The 15,277-nt window shown below is 64.7% G+C and carries 15 protein-coding genes; 8 read left to right on the forward strand and 7 right to left on the reverse strand.

Annotation, left to right across the window (positions count from 1 at the left end; genetic code table 11):
* From QFZ40_RS00500 to QFZ40_RS00515, 4 genes are all read left to right on the forward strand, one after another.
* Positions 1 to 744, forward strand: a complete 744-nt coding sequence (locus QFZ40_RS00500; RefSeq protein ID WP_306902222.1) for a nucleotide exchange factor GrpE — start codon at positions 1 to 3, stop codon at positions 742 to 744.
* Between the two features lie 315 nt (positions 745 to 1,059).
* Complete coding sequence (locus QFZ40_RS00505) at positions 1,060 to 2,031, forward strand: DnaJ C-terminal domain-containing protein (protein WP_306902224.1); 972 nt, start codon at positions 1,060 to 1,062, stop codon at positions 2,029 to 2,031.
* A 15-nt stretch (positions 2,032 to 2,046) separates the two neighbouring features.
* Complete coding sequence (locus QFZ40_RS00510; RefSeq protein WP_306902225.1) at positions 2,047 to 2,472, forward strand: heat shock protein transcriptional repressor HspR; 426 nt, start codon at positions 2,047 to 2,049, stop codon at positions 2,470 to 2,472.
* 272 nt (positions 2,473 to 2,744) lie between these two features.
* Positions 2,745 to 3,143: a hypothetical protein gene (locus QFZ40_RS00515; protein WP_306902226.1), complete on the forward strand. Its 399-nt coding sequence runs from the start codon at positions 2,745 to 2,747 to the stop codon at positions 3,141 to 3,143.
* A 40-nt stretch (positions 3,144 to 3,183) separates the two neighbouring features.
* Here the strand turns inward: QFZ40_RS00515 and QFZ40_RS00520 are convergent, their stop codons facing one another.
* The 6 genes from QFZ40_RS00520 to QFZ40_RS00545 all read right to left on the reverse strand — a co-directional run bounded on the left by QFZ40_RS00520 (position 3,184) and on the right by QFZ40_RS00545 (position 9,700).
* On the reverse strand, positions 3,184 to 4,002 hold the full coding sequence (locus QFZ40_RS00520; protein ID WP_306902227.1) for an HpcH/HpaI aldolase/citrate lyase family protein: 819 nt from the start codon (positions 4,000 to 4,002) through the stop codon (positions 3,184 to 3,186).
* A complete protein-coding gene (hpaH, locus tag QFZ40_RS00525) occupies positions 3,987 to 4,772 on the reverse strand; it encodes a 2-oxo-hept-4-ene-1,7-dioate hydratase (protein WP_306902228.1) in 786 nt (261 codons plus the stop codon). Before hpaH ends, QFZ40_RS00520 begins: the two co-directional genes overlap by 16 nt.
* Before the next feature lie 2 nt (positions 4,773 to 4,774).
* Positions 4,775 to 5,860 (reverse strand): 3,4-dihydroxyphenylacetate 2,3-dioxygenase, encoded by a 1,086-nt coding sequence (gene hpaD / locus QFZ40_RS00530; protein WP_306902230.1) that lies wholly within the window; start codon positions 5,858 to 5,860, stop codon positions 4,775 to 4,777.
* A gap of 41 nt (positions 5,861 to 5,901) precedes the next feature.
* Positions 5,902 to 7,443, reverse strand: a complete 1,542-nt coding sequence (gene hpaE, locus QFZ40_RS00535; protein ID WP_306902231.1) for a 5-carboxymethyl-2-hydroxymuconate semialdehyde dehydrogenase — start codon at positions 7,441 to 7,443, stop codon at positions 5,902 to 5,904.
* A gap of 62 nt (positions 7,444 to 7,505) precedes the next feature.
* A complete protein-coding gene (locus QFZ40_RS00540) occupies positions 7,506 to 8,222 on the reverse strand; it encodes a GntR family transcriptional regulator (protein WP_306902232.1) in 717 nt (238 codons plus the stop codon).
* Positions 8,219 to 9,700 (reverse strand): fumarylacetoacetate hydrolase family protein, encoded by a 1,482-nt coding sequence (locus QFZ40_RS00545; protein ID WP_306902234.1) that lies wholly within the window; start codon positions 9,698 to 9,700, stop codon positions 8,219 to 8,221. Before QFZ40_RS00545 ends, QFZ40_RS00540 begins: the two co-directional genes overlap by 4 nt.
* Positions 9,701 to 9,921: 221 nt before the next feature.
* Here QFZ40_RS00545 and QFZ40_RS00550 point away from each other — a divergent pair, with 221 nt between their 5' ends.
* From QFZ40_RS00550 to QFZ40_RS00560, 3 genes are all read left to right on the forward strand, one after another.
* The gene (locus QFZ40_RS00550; RefSeq protein WP_306902235.1) at positions 9,922 to 11,820 is read left to right on the forward strand and encodes an FAD-binding monooxygenase; all 1,899 of its coding nucleotides are present in this window, start codon (positions 9,922 to 9,924) and stop codon (positions 11,818 to 11,820) included.
* A gap of 206 nt (positions 11,821 to 12,026) precedes the next feature.
* Positions 12,027 to 12,452, forward strand: coding sequence for a VOC family protein (locus tag QFZ40_RS00555; protein WP_306902237.1), 426 nt, complete (start codon positions 12,027 to 12,029; stop codon positions 12,450 to 12,452).
* A gap of 4 nt (positions 12,453 to 12,456) precedes the next feature.
* Positions 12,457 to 13,014, forward strand: a complete 558-nt coding sequence (locus tag QFZ40_RS00560; protein ID WP_306902238.1) for a YdeI/OmpD-associated family protein — start codon at positions 12,457 to 12,459, stop codon at positions 13,012 to 13,014.
* Between the two features lie 77 nt (positions 13,015 to 13,091).
* Here QFZ40_RS00560 and QFZ40_RS00565 read toward each other — a convergent pair whose 3' ends face one another.
* A complete protein-coding gene (locus tag QFZ40_RS00565; RefSeq protein ID WP_306902240.1) occupies positions 13,092 to 13,562 on the reverse strand; it encodes a sensor histidine kinase in 471 nt (156 codons plus the stop codon).
* A 373-nt stretch (positions 13,563 to 13,935) separates the two neighbouring features.
* Here QFZ40_RS00565 and QFZ40_RS00570 point away from each other — a divergent pair, with 373 nt between their 5' ends.
* A complete protein-coding gene (locus QFZ40_RS00570) occupies positions 13,936 to 15,225 on the forward strand; it encodes an ammonium transporter (protein WP_306902241.1) in 1,290 nt (429 codons plus the stop codon).
* The last annotated feature ends 52 nt before the right edge of the window (positions 15,226 to 15,277 follow it).

The raw sequence follows: 15,277 nt of genomic DNA on the forward strand, positions 1-15,277 counted from the left end.
ATGCCTCATCACGGTAACGAGGAAGAGCACACGGCTTCCCCGGGCAACGAACGCCAGGCGAGCCAGGAGAGCCAGGAACGCCAGCAGGAACAGCAGGGCAACTCCCAGGAGCCCGTGATCCGGGACAACCGCAAGGTTGACCCGGTGACCGGGGCGGCGCGGCACCCCCAGGGTGAACAGCAGGCCGGAACGGCAGCCGGGGCAGGGGCTGCGTCATCGGAAGCTGCATCGGCTGCGGATTCCGACGGCGACGCCCTGGCCCAGGCCGAGGAGATCCTCAACGGCATCGAAGTGCCTGCCGAGGAATCCGTGGCCCAGGGTGCAGGGACCGCTGAGGCAGCCGAGCTGAAGAATGACCTTCTCCGCCTCCAGGCCGAGTACGTCAACTACCGCAAGCGCGTTGAGCGCGACCGTGCCGTGGCAGGGGAGATGGCCGTCATCGGCGTCCTGAACTCGCTGCTCCCGGTGCTGGACGACGTCGATGCTGCCCGCCAGCACGGCGACCTGGCCGACGGCCCGTTCGCTGCCATCGCCGCCAAGCTGGAGAATGCGCTGAAGACGTACGGCCTGGTTCGCATTGATGAGACCGGAGTGGAGTTCGATCCCACGATCCACGAGGCCCTCATCCAGCAGCCCGGCGAGGACATCGACGTTGACACGGTCAGCCAGGTGCTCCGCTCAGGCTACAAGTCAGGCGACCGCGTCCTCCGCGCAGCCCAGGTGATCGTCGCGGTTCCGGCGTAGTTCCCAAGTCCACGCCTCCGCGGATGAGGGGGCCCCGCCCCTACGCGTGGAGGCAAAGTCCTGAAGGACTTTGCCTCCACGCTCCGGCAGGCCCGATGCCACTCCCGGGCCCCCTCATCCGCTCCGGCGTTTGGCGTTCGTGTCACCTAAGGTGAGATGACCACAAGCTCGGAGCGCTACATGGGCCCAGGGAGTGGCATCGGGCCTATCGGAGCCGGGCGGCGTGGGATCGCAGATCCCAAGCCGCCCGGCGTAGGGGCGGGGGCCCATGCAGCGTGTAGAGCTTTAGCAAGTACAGATTGAAAGGAAACGCCATTGGCTAGCCAGGATTGGGTGGACAAGGACTTTTACGCGATCCTTGGTATCGCCAAGGACGCTTCCGACGCCGACATCAAGAAGGCCTACCGGAAGCTCGCACGCCAGCATCACCCGGATACCAACTCGGGGAACTCGGCGTCCGAGAAGAAGTTCAAGGACATCTCCGAGGCGTATTCGGTGCTGTCGGATCCGGACGAGCGCCAGCAGTACGACGCCATCCGTGCCATGGGCGGCGGCGCCCGGTTCGCGCCCGGCGGTGGCGGCGCAGCCAACGGCGGTTTCGAGGACATGTTCGGCGGCCTGTTCACTGGAAGCACCGGACGCCACGCTGGCGGCTTCAGCACTTCCGGCGGCATCCCGCCCGAGTTCGCCGACCTGTTCGGCGGCGGGTTCGGAGCCCAGCCAGGCTTCCAGCGCGCACCGCAGAAAGGCTCCGACCGGACCGCCTCCACCACGATTTCGTTCGCCGGTTCCATCCGCGGCACCACCATAGGCCTGCGTGAACCCAACGGCGAAGTTATTGACGTCCGCGTGCCTGCCGGGATCAAGGACGGCCAGAAGGTCCGTGTCCGCGGCAAGGGTCAACCCGGCCCCGCTGGCAGCGGTGACCTGGTGGTGACCGTCTCGGTCAAACCCCACGATTTCTACACGCGCGACGGCGACAACCTCCGCGTTCATGTGCCTGTCACCTTCCCGGAGGCTGCTTTGGGCGCCGACATCGAGGTCCCCACCATCGACGGCGAGAAGGTCCGGGTGCGTGTCCCGGCGGGCACCCCGTCCGGGCGTACGCTCAGGGTCAAGGGCCACGGCGTGAAGACGGCCAAAGGTGCGGGCGACCTGCTGGTGACTATCGACGTCGCGGTTCCGAAGAACCTGAACAAGGAAGCAGAAGAGGCGGTCAAGGCCTTCGCCGCTGCAACAGCCGACGCGGACGTCCGGGCAGGCCTGGCCGTCAAGGCCCGGCTCTAGCAGCGGAGCAGACCCGTGGACATCAGCGCCGACCAGCCGATCTTCGTCATTTCCGTCGCGGCGGAGCTTGCTGACATGCACCCGCAGACACTGCGGCAGTACGACAGGCTGGGCATCGTTTCGCCCAGCCGGGCCCCCGGCAAGTCCCGCCGCTACTCACAGCGGGACGTCAACATGCTGCGGGAGGTGCAACGGCTGTCGCACGAGGGTGTCTCACTCGAAGGCATCAAACGGATCCTCGACCTGGAGAACCAGGTGGCTGCACTCCAGCGCAGGGTGGGCGAACTGACCGAGGAACTGAGCCGCCGTCGTAATCCCCTCGACTCGCGGATCTTTGCCGCCGGTGCTGCGGGCGATGTCGTGAGCCTGGCCCGCGGCCAGCGCCCGCGTGCACGCTCGCAGGCCGTGGTGGTCTGGCGTCCGAGGGCACTCGGGGAATAGGCGCACGGGAATAGGCGCTGGCCCGTTTAGGCGCTGGGGAATGGCGCGCCAATCAGGCGCCGTGCGGGTAGGAACGAGTATCCAGAGCGCCCGGAGACGCCCGGAATAGAGTACCGGCTACTCGTGACCCGGGCCCGGCCGATGTCTTGAATGGAGCTACAGCTGGTTCTTACAAGCAAGGTTCTTAGGTCTCTCTGGGGGTGTTTTTGCGTGTTTGGTTCAAGTCATAAGCCGGTGTCCCTTTCCTGCACAGCTGAACGGGGGTGCGTCCGATGAGCGACGGAATGGCGGGAGTTACCATGTTCGCCGGCTCAATGCCCGGACTGGTCCTGCTGGCCTTGGGACAGACCCTGGTGGTGGTTTGCATGTGCTTCGACATGGTCCGTGCCCTGTCCGTGCCGCGATCGCACAGGCGTTACCTGGCCAGCACGGTGTTCAGGACGCTTGCCATCCCGTCAGTGGTCGCGATGGGTGTCAGTGTGCTGGTGGACGCGGCCTTCCGGTCATGGCTGGACGTTGCCATGGGCGTCTTCGTGATGGTGGCCATCGTCTTTCGGCTGCATCACGACAAGGACGAGGACAACTTCTGGAAGGGCAAGGGCAAGAAGCTGGCCCGCTGGGCGCGCCGCCAGTTCAGCTCGTCGACCTCTGTAGCACCGGCCATGGGTTAGTGCAGCCGTGGGTTAGGGCCGCCCTGGTTAGCGCCGCGATTTAGTAGCTGGCCGGGGTGCCGTCGTTGGAGCTGTCGCCGTTATCCGGCTTGATATATTCGGCGGCGAGCGCCTCGGAGCCACGGGCCAGCAGGGCGACGTCGGCCCCCACGAGCACAAACGATGCGCCGGCGTCCAGGTAATGATGAGCGATGACGGGGTTGAAGGCGTTCACGCCGGCGGGTTTGCCGGCGGCTTTTGCGGCATGAAGGCAGTGTTCGACGGCGGCACGCACGTCCGGATGTTCCTGCTGTCCCAGCAGGCCCAGGGAGGCTGCAAGGTCCGAAGGTCCCAGGAAGATGGCGTCGACGCCGTCCACCTTGAGGATGTCCGCCACGGAGTCCACTGCCGCCGTCGATTCGACCTGGACTGTGACGCTGATGGTTTCGCCGGCGCGGGCCAGGTAGTCCGGCACGCGGTTCCAACGGGCCGCCCGGGCCAGGGCAGAACCAACCCCGCGCACACCTTGCGGCGGGTAGCGGGTAGCCGCAACCGCCGCCTCGGCTTCGGCCACCGAGTTGACCATGGGGATCAGCAGGTTCTGCACCCCCAGGTCCAGGTACTGCTTGATCAGCACGGTGTCATTGAAGGGCGGACGGACCACGGCGTGCACCGCGTAGCCGTTGACCGCCTGCAGTTGGGCGAGGATGGATTCGAGGCCGTTGGGGCTGTGCTCGGCGTCGATGAGGAGCCAGTCCAGGCCGGACCCGGCACAGAGTTCGGCGATGAGCGGGCTGCCGGAACACACCCACATGCCGGCCAGCGGGCGGTCTGCCTTGGCCAGGGCATCGCGGAAGGTGCCTTCTACTCGAAGCGGCATGTGATGCTCCCCAGCGGTCCGTAGTCTGCGTGCACAGTGTCTCCCTTGTAGACCCACAACGGGCGGGTGAACGACCCGGCCAGGATGATGTCCCCGGCCTTCATGCTGTCCCCATGGGCCGCGATCTTGTTGGCCAGCCAGTGCACCCCGTTTGCCGGATGGTCCAGGACTCCCGCTGCCACGCCGGTTTCCTCAACTGTCTGGTTCTTGTAGAGGATGGCAGAGACCCAGCGCAGGTCGACGGCGTCCGGCTTCACCGGGCGGCCGCCCACCACCATCGCCCCCATCGCGGCATTGTCCGCGATGGTGTCCACGATGGTCCGGCCCTCCATCTCGATCCGGGAATCCAGGATCTCCAGGGCCGGAACCACGTAGTCGGTGGCGTTCAGGACATCAAAGATGGTGCAGCCGGGGCCTTTGAGCCCGTCTTTCAGGACAAAGGCGAGCTCCACCTCCACCCGCGGGTGGGTGTACTTGTCCCACACCACTGAGCAGCCGGTTTCCAGCACCATGTCGTCAAAGATGGCGCCATAGTCCGGCTCTGTAATGCCCGTGGCGGCCTGCATGGCTTTGGACGTGAGGCCGATCTTCCGCCCCACCAGGGTCCTGCCGGCGTCCTCGTTCCGGCGCCGCCACAACTTCTGCACCGCATAGGAATCCTCCACCGTCATGTCCGGATAGCGGGCAGTCAGGCGGGGGACCGGAGTGCGGTTGCGGCCGGCTTTCAGCAGTTCGTCCGCGATGGCCTCAATCGTCGTGGCATCCATCATGGCTACAGCTGCGCCCCTAGCTTGAAGCCTGTCCTGTCCGAGTCGGGCTCGCCGTCTTTACGGGTATAGGAGAAGCCGTCGGCGCCGACCGTGACTGCCATTTCGCTCTTTTCCTCGCGGACGATCACAGGCTGCGGGTTGCCGTCCAGGTCCAGGACCAGGGAGGCCTCGGTGTACCAGGAGGGGACTACGGGGTTGCCCCACCAGTCGCGGCGCTGGTTGTCGTGGACGTCCCAGGTGATGGTGGGGTTATCGGGGTCGCCGGTGTAGTAGTCCTGGGTGTAGATCTCGATGCGGTGCCCGTCCGGGTCCAGGATGTAGAGGTAGAAGGCGTTGGATACGCCGTGCCGGCCGGGGCCGCGTTCGATCCGGTCGCTGATGCGCAGGGCGCCCATCTTGTCGCAGATCTGGATGATGTTGTGCTTTTCGTGCGTGGCGAAGGCGACGTGGTGCATCCGGGGTCCGTTCCCGCCGGTGAGTGCGGTGTCGTGGACTGTCTGCTTGCGGTGCATCCACGCGGCGTAGGTGACGCCGTCGGAGTCTTTGATGTCTTCGGAGACGCGGAAGCCGAGGTCTTCGAGGTATTTGCGGCCGCGGGGGACGTCCGGGGTGACCTGGTTGAAGTGGTCCAGCCGGACCAGTTCCCCGGCGGAGTAGAGGTCGTAGCGCTGGGTGAGGCGCTCCACGTGCTCCACGTCATAGAAGAACTCGTACGGGAAGCCCAACGGGTCCTCGACCCGGACGGAGTCGCCGATGCCTTTGGTGAAGCCTTCCTTGCGGCGTTCGGTGCGGCAGCCCAGTTCCTTGTAGTACGCCTCGGCGGCGTCCACTTCCGCGGGGGACTTCACCCGGTAAGCGAACGCGGCGACGGCGGCGATAGGCCCCTTGCGCAGTACCAGGTTGTGGTGGATGAACTCCTCCAGGGAGCGCAGGTAGATGGTGTTCTCGTCTTCCTCGGTGACGTGCAGGCCGAGCAGGTCCACGTAGAAGGCGCGGGATTTGGCGAGGTCGGTGACCACGATTTCCATGTAGGCGCAGCGGACGATGTCCGGAGCCGGGGCTGAGGGGGTCGGGACGAAGTTGGTCATGAGGGTCTCTCTTCTTTGAGCAGGTATAAGGGGTGTCTTTCTTAGCCTTCGTTGGCGGCGGAGTCTTCGATGTTGCCGAACTTGGGCGTGTGGACGGTGCCGAGGGTGATGTGGACTGCCTGCTGGTCGGTGTAGAAGTCGATGGAGCGGTAGCCGCCTTCGTGGCCAAGCCCGGAGGCCTTGACTCCGCCGAAAGGGGTGCGCAGGTCCCGGACGTTGTGGCTGTTGAGCCACACCATGCCGGCTTCCACGTTCTGGGAGAAGTTGTGCGCGCGTGTCAGGTTCTGGGTCCAGATGTAGGCGGCCAGCCCGTAGCGGGTGTTGTTCGCGAGGGCGAGGGCTTCGTCGTCGTTCTCGAACGGGGTGATGGCCACGACGGGACCGAAGATTTCCTCCTGGAAGATCCGTGCGTCGGGGGAGACGTCGGCGAAGACGGTGGGTGCGATGTAGTTTCCTTCGAGCAGCCCTTCCGGCCGTCCGCCGCCGGCCAGGAGCCGGCCTTCGGACTTGCCGATCTCCACGTAGGACGCCACCTTGTCGTAGTGCTCCGGGTGGACCAGGGCACCGACTTCGGTTTTGGGGTCGTGCGGGTCCCCGACGACGATGTTCTTGGCACGGGCGGCGTACTTTTCGCAGAATTCGTCGTAGATGGCGCGCTCGACGAGGATGCGGGAGCCGGCGGTGCAGCGTTCGCCGTTGAGCGAGAAGACGCCGAACAGGGCGGAGTCGATCGCGGCGTCCAGGTCGGCGTCGGCGAACACGACGCAGGGGGACTTGCCGCCGAGTTCCATGGACAGGCCTTTGAGGTTGGCGGCGGCGTTGCGGAAGATCGTCTGGCCCGTGGTGGTTTCGCCGGTGAAGGAGATCAGCGGCACGTCCGGGTGCTTGACCAGCGCGTCGCCGGCTTCCTCGCCCAGGCCGTTAACCAGGTTGAACACGCCGTCGGGCAGGCCGGCGTCCTTGAAGATGGTGGCCCAGAGCGAGGCGGACAACGGGGTGAATTCGGCCGGTTTGAGGACCACTGTGTTGCCGGTGGCCAGGGCCGGGGCGAGTTTCCAGGACTCGAGCATGAACGGGGTGTTCCACGGCGTGATCAGGCCCGCGACGCCGATCGGCTTGCGGTTCACGTAGTTGATTTGTGAGCCGGGGACCTTCATGGCGTCGTCGAACTGGGCCACGATCAGGTCAGCGAAGAAGCGGAAGTTCTCCGCCGCGCGCAGCGCCTGGCCCTTGGCCTGGGTGATCGGCAGGCCCGTGTCGAAGGTTTCGAGTTCGGCGAGCCGGTCCTCCTGGGCTTCGACGGCGTCGGCAATCCGGTTCAGGACGCGGGCACGTTCGCGGGGTTTCATCTTCGGCCACGGGCCATTAACAAATGCCTCGCGGGCGGCGGCGACCGCGAGGTCGATGTCCTCTTTCTGGCCGGCGGCGGCGGTGGCGTAGTTCGTGTTCGAGACCGGGTCCAGGACGTTGAAGGTCTTCCCGCCCACTGAATCAACGAACTGGCCGTTGATGTAGTGCTGGATGTGCGTGGGCAAGTCCTGCGGCACGTAATGGTGTTTGGTCTGTTCGGCAGTGAACGTCATTGTTGTTTCCTTGCTGTCTTTTCAGTGCAACGCGGGGTCACTTATGGCCCATCCGGGGCGTCCTAATGGGCGTTAAGTGACCCCGCGTTGATTGGGGGAGTGATGGGAGCCTGCGCCAGGTAGGCGTCCAGGGTGGCGGAGCGGTGCACCCTTGCGGCCTTTTCGATGTCGTCGGCGGTAGCGCCGGACTCGATGAGCCGAAGGAGGTTTTCGTGTTCATCCACAGAGTCGCGCGCGCGGCCGGGGACGAAACGGAAGGTGGAGGAGCGCAGGGAGGCGAGCCTGTTCCAGCCCCGGTGGACCAGGTCCAGGATGTGGGGATTGGGGCAGTGCTCGAACAGGACGCTATGGAAGTCCTGGTTCAGCCGCGTGAAGCGGACAGGGTCAAAATGTTCCAGGCATTCGCGCATGTCGGCGTTGACGGCACGGGCGCGCTCAATGTCGGCGCTGCCGATGAGGGGCGCCGACAGCGCGGTGGCAGCACCCTCCACGATGCTCAGAGTCTGCATGGTGTACAGGTATTCGGTGGGATCGATCCCTGCTACCGTGGCGCCAATGTTGCGTTCGAATGTCACGAGCCCTTCGGCCTCGAGCCGGCGGATGGCCTCCCGGACAGGGACTACGCTGAAGCCGAGGTCCTGGGCGATTTTTGCCAGGACCAGACGGTAGCCGGGCGTGTAGGTGCCGCCCACAATCCGCTCCTTGACTGCAGTGTAAGCCTGCTCGGATTTGCTACCGTTGCTGGTGCCGGTTTTGGTGGCGGTTACAGTCTCAGTCATCGGCTTTCCCTGCTCCCCATTCCGTTCCATTCCTCATACTTCGTCCGCCATTCCGCGTTCAGTGGGTAGAGCCCGTCCACGCTGTGGCCCTGCTCCACCATTTCGGTGATGAAGGCTTCCTCACGTTCCTGGTCGATGGAATCGTCCGCCACTTCCTCGGCCAGCCCGGGCGGGATGACCAGGATGCCGTCTGAATCGGCCACGATGATGTCTCCGGGCTGCACGGTGGCACCACCGCAGGCGATGGTGATGTCCGTGTCCCAGGGGATGTGGCGGCGGCCCAGCACGGCGGGGTGCGGGTTGGCATAGTAGGTGGGCATATCCATTGCTGCAACGGCAGAGAAATCCCGGACGCCGCCGTCGGTGATGATGGCTGCCGCGCCGCGGACCTGTGCACGCAGCGCCAGGATGTCGCCGATGGTGCCCGTTCCCTTTTCCCCGCGGGCTTCCATGACCAGGATTTCGCCCTCGTTGACCGAATCGATGGCGCGTTTCTGGGCGTTGAAGCCGCCACCGTGGGTCTTGAACAGGTCTTCCCGGTTGGGGACGTACCGCAGCGTCCGGGCCAGCCCCACCACGCGCTTTTCCGGCCGGGTGGAGGTGAGGCCGTCGATGCTGACGTTGTTCAGGCCGCGTCTGCGCAATTGTGAGGACAGCGTGGCCGTACAGACGCTCTCCAGTTTGGCCTTCAGCTCCGCGCTCAGGGCGGGTGAAGCCTGCTCAGGGTCCTGGGCCGGCAGCCCGGCCGCTTCACGCGAGCCGTAGGCCTCTTCCCTTTGCAGGTCATCAACCCGGGGCCCGGCACCAAAGTCGGCGAACGGCGTCGTGCCTTCCTCCACCCGCGTGACCAGCCGGCCACTGGTGACCTCGCCTGCGCTGATTTCAACCTCGACGACGTCTCCCGGCTTGGCCACTGACGCGCCGGCAGGGGTGCCGGTGAGGATGATGTCCCCCTCTTCGAGGGTGAGCAGCTGGGAGAGGTCCGCGACTAGCCGGGCAAACGGGAAGAGCAGGTCCTCCGTGGTGTCGTCCTGCACCAGTTCTCCGTTATACCAAGTGCGGATGCGAAGGTGTGCGGGGTCGACGTCGTCTGCCGGGATGAGGGCCGGGCCCACCGGAGTAAAGCCGTCGCCGCCCTTCGACCGGAGATTGGAGCCCTTGTCCGCGTAGCGAAGGTCGTAGACACCCAAGTCGTTGCTGGCCGTGACCCACTCCACGTGGCTCCAGGCATCTTCAACGCTGACCCGGCGGGCAGGCTTGCCGATGATCAGTGCCACCTCACCTTCGTAACCCAAAAGTTCGCAGCCCGCTGGACGCTCAACGGCTGAGCCGGTCAGTGAAAGCGAGGACGGGGGCTTTAGGAAGTAGGACGGCTGGGCCGGCGTGCGGCCCCGCTGGGCGGCGCGGCTGGGGTAGTTGATGTGGACGGCGATCACCTTGCGTGCGGCTGCAAAGGTGTCGTCAGTGACCTGCTCCAAAACTGTCTCCTCATCAAGTACGAAATCGTATACGAAAATAGTGACCCCTCCGACAGCGATCAGTCAACCCTTGAGTTCCACATTGACGCACCTCTTGTCGCGCATGTCACCCATGGCGTACAGTTTTGGACCAAATGCCAGTGATTCAAATATAGAAACATGAATTCTGATATAGAACACTCATGGTGATTCAACAGCGCACAGCGAAGTGAGGAAAATCCGTGCAGTTCCACCACCACGGTTATGTATCCGGGGACCCGCGGGTCCAGCCGGCGGCCGGTGTCGGCATTAACCGGCCCGCTGAGCTCCCCGAGGAGGTCGACGTCCTGATTGTCGGCAGCGGTCCGGCCGGCATGCTCGCCGCCGCCCAGCTGTCGCAGTTCCCCAATGTCACCACCCGGATGGTGGAGCGGCGCCCCGGCCGGCTCGCCATCGGCCAGGCCGACGGCATTCAGGCGCGCAGCGTCGAGACCTTCCAGGCCTTCGGGTTTGCTGAGCGGATCATCGCCGAGGCGTACCGCATCACAGAGATGGCGTTCTGGAAGCCGGATCCGGCGAACCACGCCAACATCATCCGCACGGCCCGGGCCGTCGACGACGAAACTGGCATCAGCGAGTTCCCGCATCTCATCGTCAACCAGGCCCGGGTGCTGGATTACTTTGCCGAGTACATGGCGAATGCCCCCACCCGCATGACGCCGGACTACGGCTACGAATTCGTGGGCCTGGAAGTAGCGGATGAGGGCGAACATCCGGTCACCGTGACTCTCCTGCACACGGCAGGCCCACGCGAGGGGCAGGAACAAATCGTCCGTGCCAAGTATGTTGTGGGTGCAGACGGCGCGCGGAGTAAAGTGCGCCAGGCCATCGGCTGCACCCTCGCCGGAGACCAGGCCAACCACGCCTGGGGGGTTATGGACGCGCTCGCCGTCACGGACTTCCCCGACATCAGGACCAAATGTGCGATCCAGGGCGCCGAGGGCAGCATCCTGCTGATCCCGCGCGAAGGCGGCCACCTGTTCCGGATGTACGTGGACCTCGGCGAAGTGGACCCCAGCACCCACCACGCCGTACGCAACACCACCATCGAGCAGATCATCGCCAAGGCGAACGCCATCCTGCACCCCTACACCCTTGATGTACGGAACATCGCGTGGCACAGCGTCTACGAGGTGGGGCACCGGCTCACGGACAGGTTCGACGATGTCCTGCCGGAGGACCGCGGCACGCGAACCCCGCGCGTATTCATTACGGGAGACGCCTGCCACACCCACAGCGCCAAGGCCGGGCAGGGCATGAACGTCTCCTTGCAGGACGGCTTTAACATTGCCTGGAAGCTGGGGCACGTCCTGGAGGGTCGCAGCCCGGAAAGCCTGCTGTCCACCTACTCCGCTGAGCGCCAGGTGGTGGCCAGGAACCTGATCGACTTCGACAAGCAGTGGTCGGCGATGATGGCCAAGAAGCCCGAGGAGTTCGAGAACCCGTCGGAGCTTGAGGACTTCTATGTCCGCACCGCCGAGTTCCCCGCCGGATTCATGACCGAGTACCAGCCGTCAATGCTTGTCGGCGCCGCTGATCACCAACACCTGGCTACTGGCTTCCCTGTCGGCAAGCGCTTTAAGTCCGCTCCGGTGGTGCGCGTGGCCGATACCAACCCCATGCACCTCGGCCATCACGCAACTGCCGACGGCCGGTGGCGGATCTACGTCTTCGCCGACCCCGCCCTGCCTGGATCAGACTCCCCGGCTGAACAGTTGGCCGAGTGGATCGCAAACTCGCCGGATTCGCCGTTGGCCGCCACGCCGTCGGGCGCTGACCCTGACGCGTGGTTCGACGTGAAGGTGATCTACCAGCAGGACCACACCAGCATCGACATCGGCACAGTTCATGGCGTGTTCAAGCCGCACGTCGGCCCGTTCAAGCTCACTGACTACGAGAAGGTCTATGCCACAGATCCCGGCGCGGACATCTTTGAGCTGCGCGGCATCGACCGAGACGGAGCGGTTGTGGTGGTCCGCCCGGACCAGTACGTGGCCCATGTCCTGCCTCTGGCGGCAACGGCCGAGCTGGCCGCTTTCTTTGCGCCCCTCCTGTTGGAGCGGCGGACGGCAGGGTTCTAAGCCGCTGGTGGTCCCCCAAATGCACCAACGACTGGCCGGGTCAGGCGCCCTCTCGCCCGTCCTGTTGCGGATCAGCTGATGCTTTTGGCCGTCACCCGCCGTAGGGTACCGGCATGGGCGCCGGCTGATTCTCCGGCCGACGCCGTCCCTGCCGCGCGGGCTGCCCGCGTGCAGCAGGAACAGGAAGCCGAGGAAGGGAAAGAATTGTGAGCTTGCGGGGATTCAGCACGATCAACTTCTGGGCCGATGACGTGGCAGCCGCCGCCGCGTGGTACCAGGAATTCCTTGGTAGCGAGGCCTACTTCCAGCGGCCAGGGCCGGACGGGAACCTGGCGTACGCGGAGTTCCGCATCGGTGATTACCAGAACGAGCTGGGCATCATCGACAGCCGGTTCCGCCCGCCGGCAGCGGCACGTGAGGCAGGCGGTGCGGTGATGCACTGGCATGTTGATGACCTTCATTCAACCGTGCAGCGGCTGTTGGCGATGGGCGCCACGGAGTACCAGCCCATCACCGCCCACGGGGAGTCCGGATTCGTTACCGCCTCGGTGGTGGATCCGTTCGGCAACGTGCTGGGCGTGATGAGCAATCCCCACTACCTGGACGTCCTGGCCTCCCTGCGGCAGGTCTGACCGGGTGGAAGTGCTCGGGTTCCGTGACGCTGCGGAGTGGGAGTCGTGGCTGGTGGCCCACCAGGGCCTGGAGACAGAGGCCTGGCTGCTGATCGGGAAGCGGCATTCCGGGGCGCCGCTCCTCAGCATCGAGGATGCGCTGGACGTGGCCCTGTGCCACGGCTGGATCGACGGTCAGCGCAAGTCGCACAACGACGTCTCATTTCTCCAGCGGTACTCCCGGCGCCGGACGACGAGTTCATGGTCACGGATCAACGTGCTCAAGGCGGAGGCCCTGATCGAGGCCGGACGCATGGGGCCGGCAGGGTTCGCGGAGATCGAGGCTGCCAAGGCAGACGGGCGCTGGGAAGCGGCCTATGAGTCCCAGCGAACCGCTGAGGTGCCGCCTGATCTGGCGGCGGCCCTGGACGGCAACGTCGCAGCCAAAGCTGCCTTTGAAGGCCTCGGCCGGTCCGAACGCTACGCCGTGATCCTCGCGCTCCTCAAGGCCCGCACCTCCGAGTCACGGGCTCTTGTCCTGGCACGGGAAATCGCGATACTGGCGGACCCTGCCTTTCCTTAGGCCTCGCTGCCTTGGGTCTTCTGTAAGCGGGTCCTTCCGGGCGATAACATCTTCGGGACAGTCAGTCTTTCCGGGAGTCAGTCCAGGGGAATGGTGATGGCTACCTGGGTACCCTTTTGCGGCGCAGAGTCAATGGAGATGGTCCCCGCAGCCTCGTGCACCGCCATGGTCATCAGGCTTACGCCGTATCCGTGCTTCCGGCCGGTGGTCTGGCTGTTGCAGTTGAAGCCCACGCCGTTGTCGGTGACGGTCAGGCGGACGCCGTGGTAAACGGCTGCCAAGCGGACAGTGAGTTCAGTCGCGTGGGAGTGCCTGAGCGCGTTAGTAAGTGTCTCCTGTGCAGCGTGGTACAGAAGCGCGGCGCAGGTAGCCGGGATTTCCACGCCGTGGTGAGGGGTTTCCCAGCGCACGCAGACACCCTGGCTGCGCAGCGGAACCGTCAGTTTGTCGATGCAGCCGGCGAGCCCCAGGGCGTGGAAGTCGGCGGTGAGGTTGTCGGTGATGACTGCCCCCGCGGTACTTTGATCCGCAGCTGCTGTTTGGCCCATGACTTTCCCTGCTCTCTGGCATTCCATACTGTGTATTCGCCCGCCAGGTCCGGCTGGATCGGTGGGCTGTTGAATCAATGGTGGCTTCCGGCCATCAAGGATTCCGGCAGTTATCCGCAGCTTGGGGAAAGGTTAAGGGCAAGGTTCGGCAAGGACGCTCAAACTGCTCCTGCGGGACGTGTGAAACTCACTTGCCTGCGACTGAAACTTTGATTTAACCCGACGGAAACCCACGTTTCTTTGACGACCATACAGTTGAATCCAGACGGTAATAGCTGCCCTCCGACGAACGTGGTCATGACCCCGCGTCCTCCTCCGGATCGGCTCTCCGGGCCATTTCCGTTCTCTCTTCGCATCATGAAAGGGGTTTCCCATGGATTCGGGAAATGTCGCTTGGATTCTGGCCAGCTCCGCGCTGGTCTGTATGATGATTCCCGCTTTGGCCCTGTTCTACGGGGGCATGGTGGGGTCCCGCCGCATTTTGAACATGATGATGATGTGCTTCGGCGGCGCCAGCCTGGTTGCCGTCCTCTGGGCACTGTTCGGCTATTCGATGGCATTTGGAAATTCGGTCGGCGGGCTGGGGTTGATCGGTGATCTTACCGAGTACCCCGGCATGGGTCAGATGCTGGCCAAAGACGACTCCGCTTCCATTCCGCTCATCCTGTTCGCCGCGTTCCAGCTGTTCTTCGCATGCGTCACCACGGCCCTGGTTGCCGGAGCGGCTGCCGGGCGGATGAAATTCGGCGCTTGGATGCTGTTCGCCGGGATCTGGTCCACTGTGGTGTATTTCCCGATTGCACACTGGGTGTTCGCCTTCACCTCTGCTGACGGCAGCGTCGTCGGCGGGTGGATCGCCAGCGGTATCAAAGCCATCGACTTCGCAGGCGGAACTGCAGTGCATATGAACGCGGGCGCCGCGGCCCTGGCCCTGGCACTGGTTCTGGGCAAGAGCTCGGGTTGGCCGAAGATGGAACACACCAAGCCGCACAGCAGGCCGCTTGTACTTGTGGGCGCGGGACTGCTCTGGGTTGGCTGGTTCGGCTTCAACGCCGGTTCCGCCCTCACCGCAGGCCAGTCCGCAGCCGTTGTCTTCCTGAACACAGCTGTGGCAGCCTCCGCAGGCCTGCTCGCTTGGGCCCTGGTGGAGCGGGTGCGTCATGGTGCCGCCACCAGCATGGGCGCAGCTTCCGGTCTGATCGCGGCCCTGGTCGCCATCACCCCCGCTTGTGGCGCTGTGAGCCCGCTGGGCGCATTGGCCATCGGCGCCATCGCCGGTGCAGTCTGCTCACTTGCCATCGAATGGAAGTTCCGCCTCGGCTTCGACGACTCGCTCGATGTAGTGGGCGTGCACCTGGTGGGTGGCATCATCGGGACCCTGCTGATCGGTCTGTTCGCAACGGATGCTGCGCCGAACGGAGTAAACGGGCTCTTCTATGGCGGTGGCTTTACTCAGTTGGGTATCCAGGCACTGGCCACTGTCAGCGTCCTGGTCTACTCCTTCGGCGTCACATGGATCCTCGCCAAGATCCTGGACCGGACGATCGGGCTGCGTATCAAGCCTGAGGACGAAATGCGCGGCATCGACCTCGCCGCGCACTCCGAGCTCGCCTACCTTACAGACGAAGACCCCGTGGAGCTGGGTTCCCCGCAGCGGGCTTAACTCGTTCCCGTCAAAGGGCCGAACCGCGGACCGGTGCCAGCATCAGCTGGCT

It is taken from the genome of Arthrobacter pascens (assembly GCF_030816475.1).
In the GTDB taxonomy this organism is placed as follows: Bacteria; Actinomycetota; Actinomycetes; order Actinomycetales; family Micrococcaceae; genus Arthrobacter; species Arthrobacter pascens_B.

Excerpts from the sequence above, each read along its gene's own strand:
- QFZ40_RS00515 (WP_306902226.1), top strand. The coding sequence starts at position 2,745 with ATGAGCGACGGAATGGCGGGAGTTACCATGTTCGCCGGCTCAATGCCC.
- QFZ40_RS00540 (WP_306902232.1), bottom strand. The coding sequence starts at position 8,222 with ATGACTGAGACTGTAACCGCCACCAAAACCGGCACCAGCAACGGTAGC.
- hpaD (WP_306902230.1), bottom strand. The coding sequence starts at position 5,860 with ATGACCAACTTCGTCCCGACCCCCTCAGCCCCGGCTCCGGACATCGTC.
- QFZ40_RS00565 (WP_306902240.1), bottom strand. The coding sequence starts at position 13,562 with ATGGGCCAAACAGCAGCTGCGGATCAAAGTACCGCGGGGGCAGTCATC.
- QFZ40_RS00520 (WP_306902227.1), bottom strand. The coding sequence starts at position 4,002 with ATGCCGCTTCGAGTAGAAGGCACCTTCCGCGATGCCCTGGCCAAGGCA.
- QFZ40_RS00500 (WP_306902222.1), top strand. The coding sequence starts at position 1 with ATGCCTCATCACGGTAACGAGGAAGAGCACACGGCTTCCCCGGGCAAC.
- hpaH (WP_306902228.1), bottom strand. The coding sequence starts at position 4,772 with ATGATGGATGCCACGACGATTGAGGCCATCGCGGACGAACTGCTGAAA.
- QFZ40_RS00570 (WP_306902241.1), top strand. The coding sequence starts at position 13,936 with ATGGATTCGGGAAATGTCGCTTGGATTCTGGCCAGCTCCGCGCTGGTC.
- hpaE (WP_306902231.1), bottom strand. The coding sequence starts at position 7,443 with ATGACGTTCACTGCCGAACAGACCAAACACCATTACGTGCCGCAGGAC.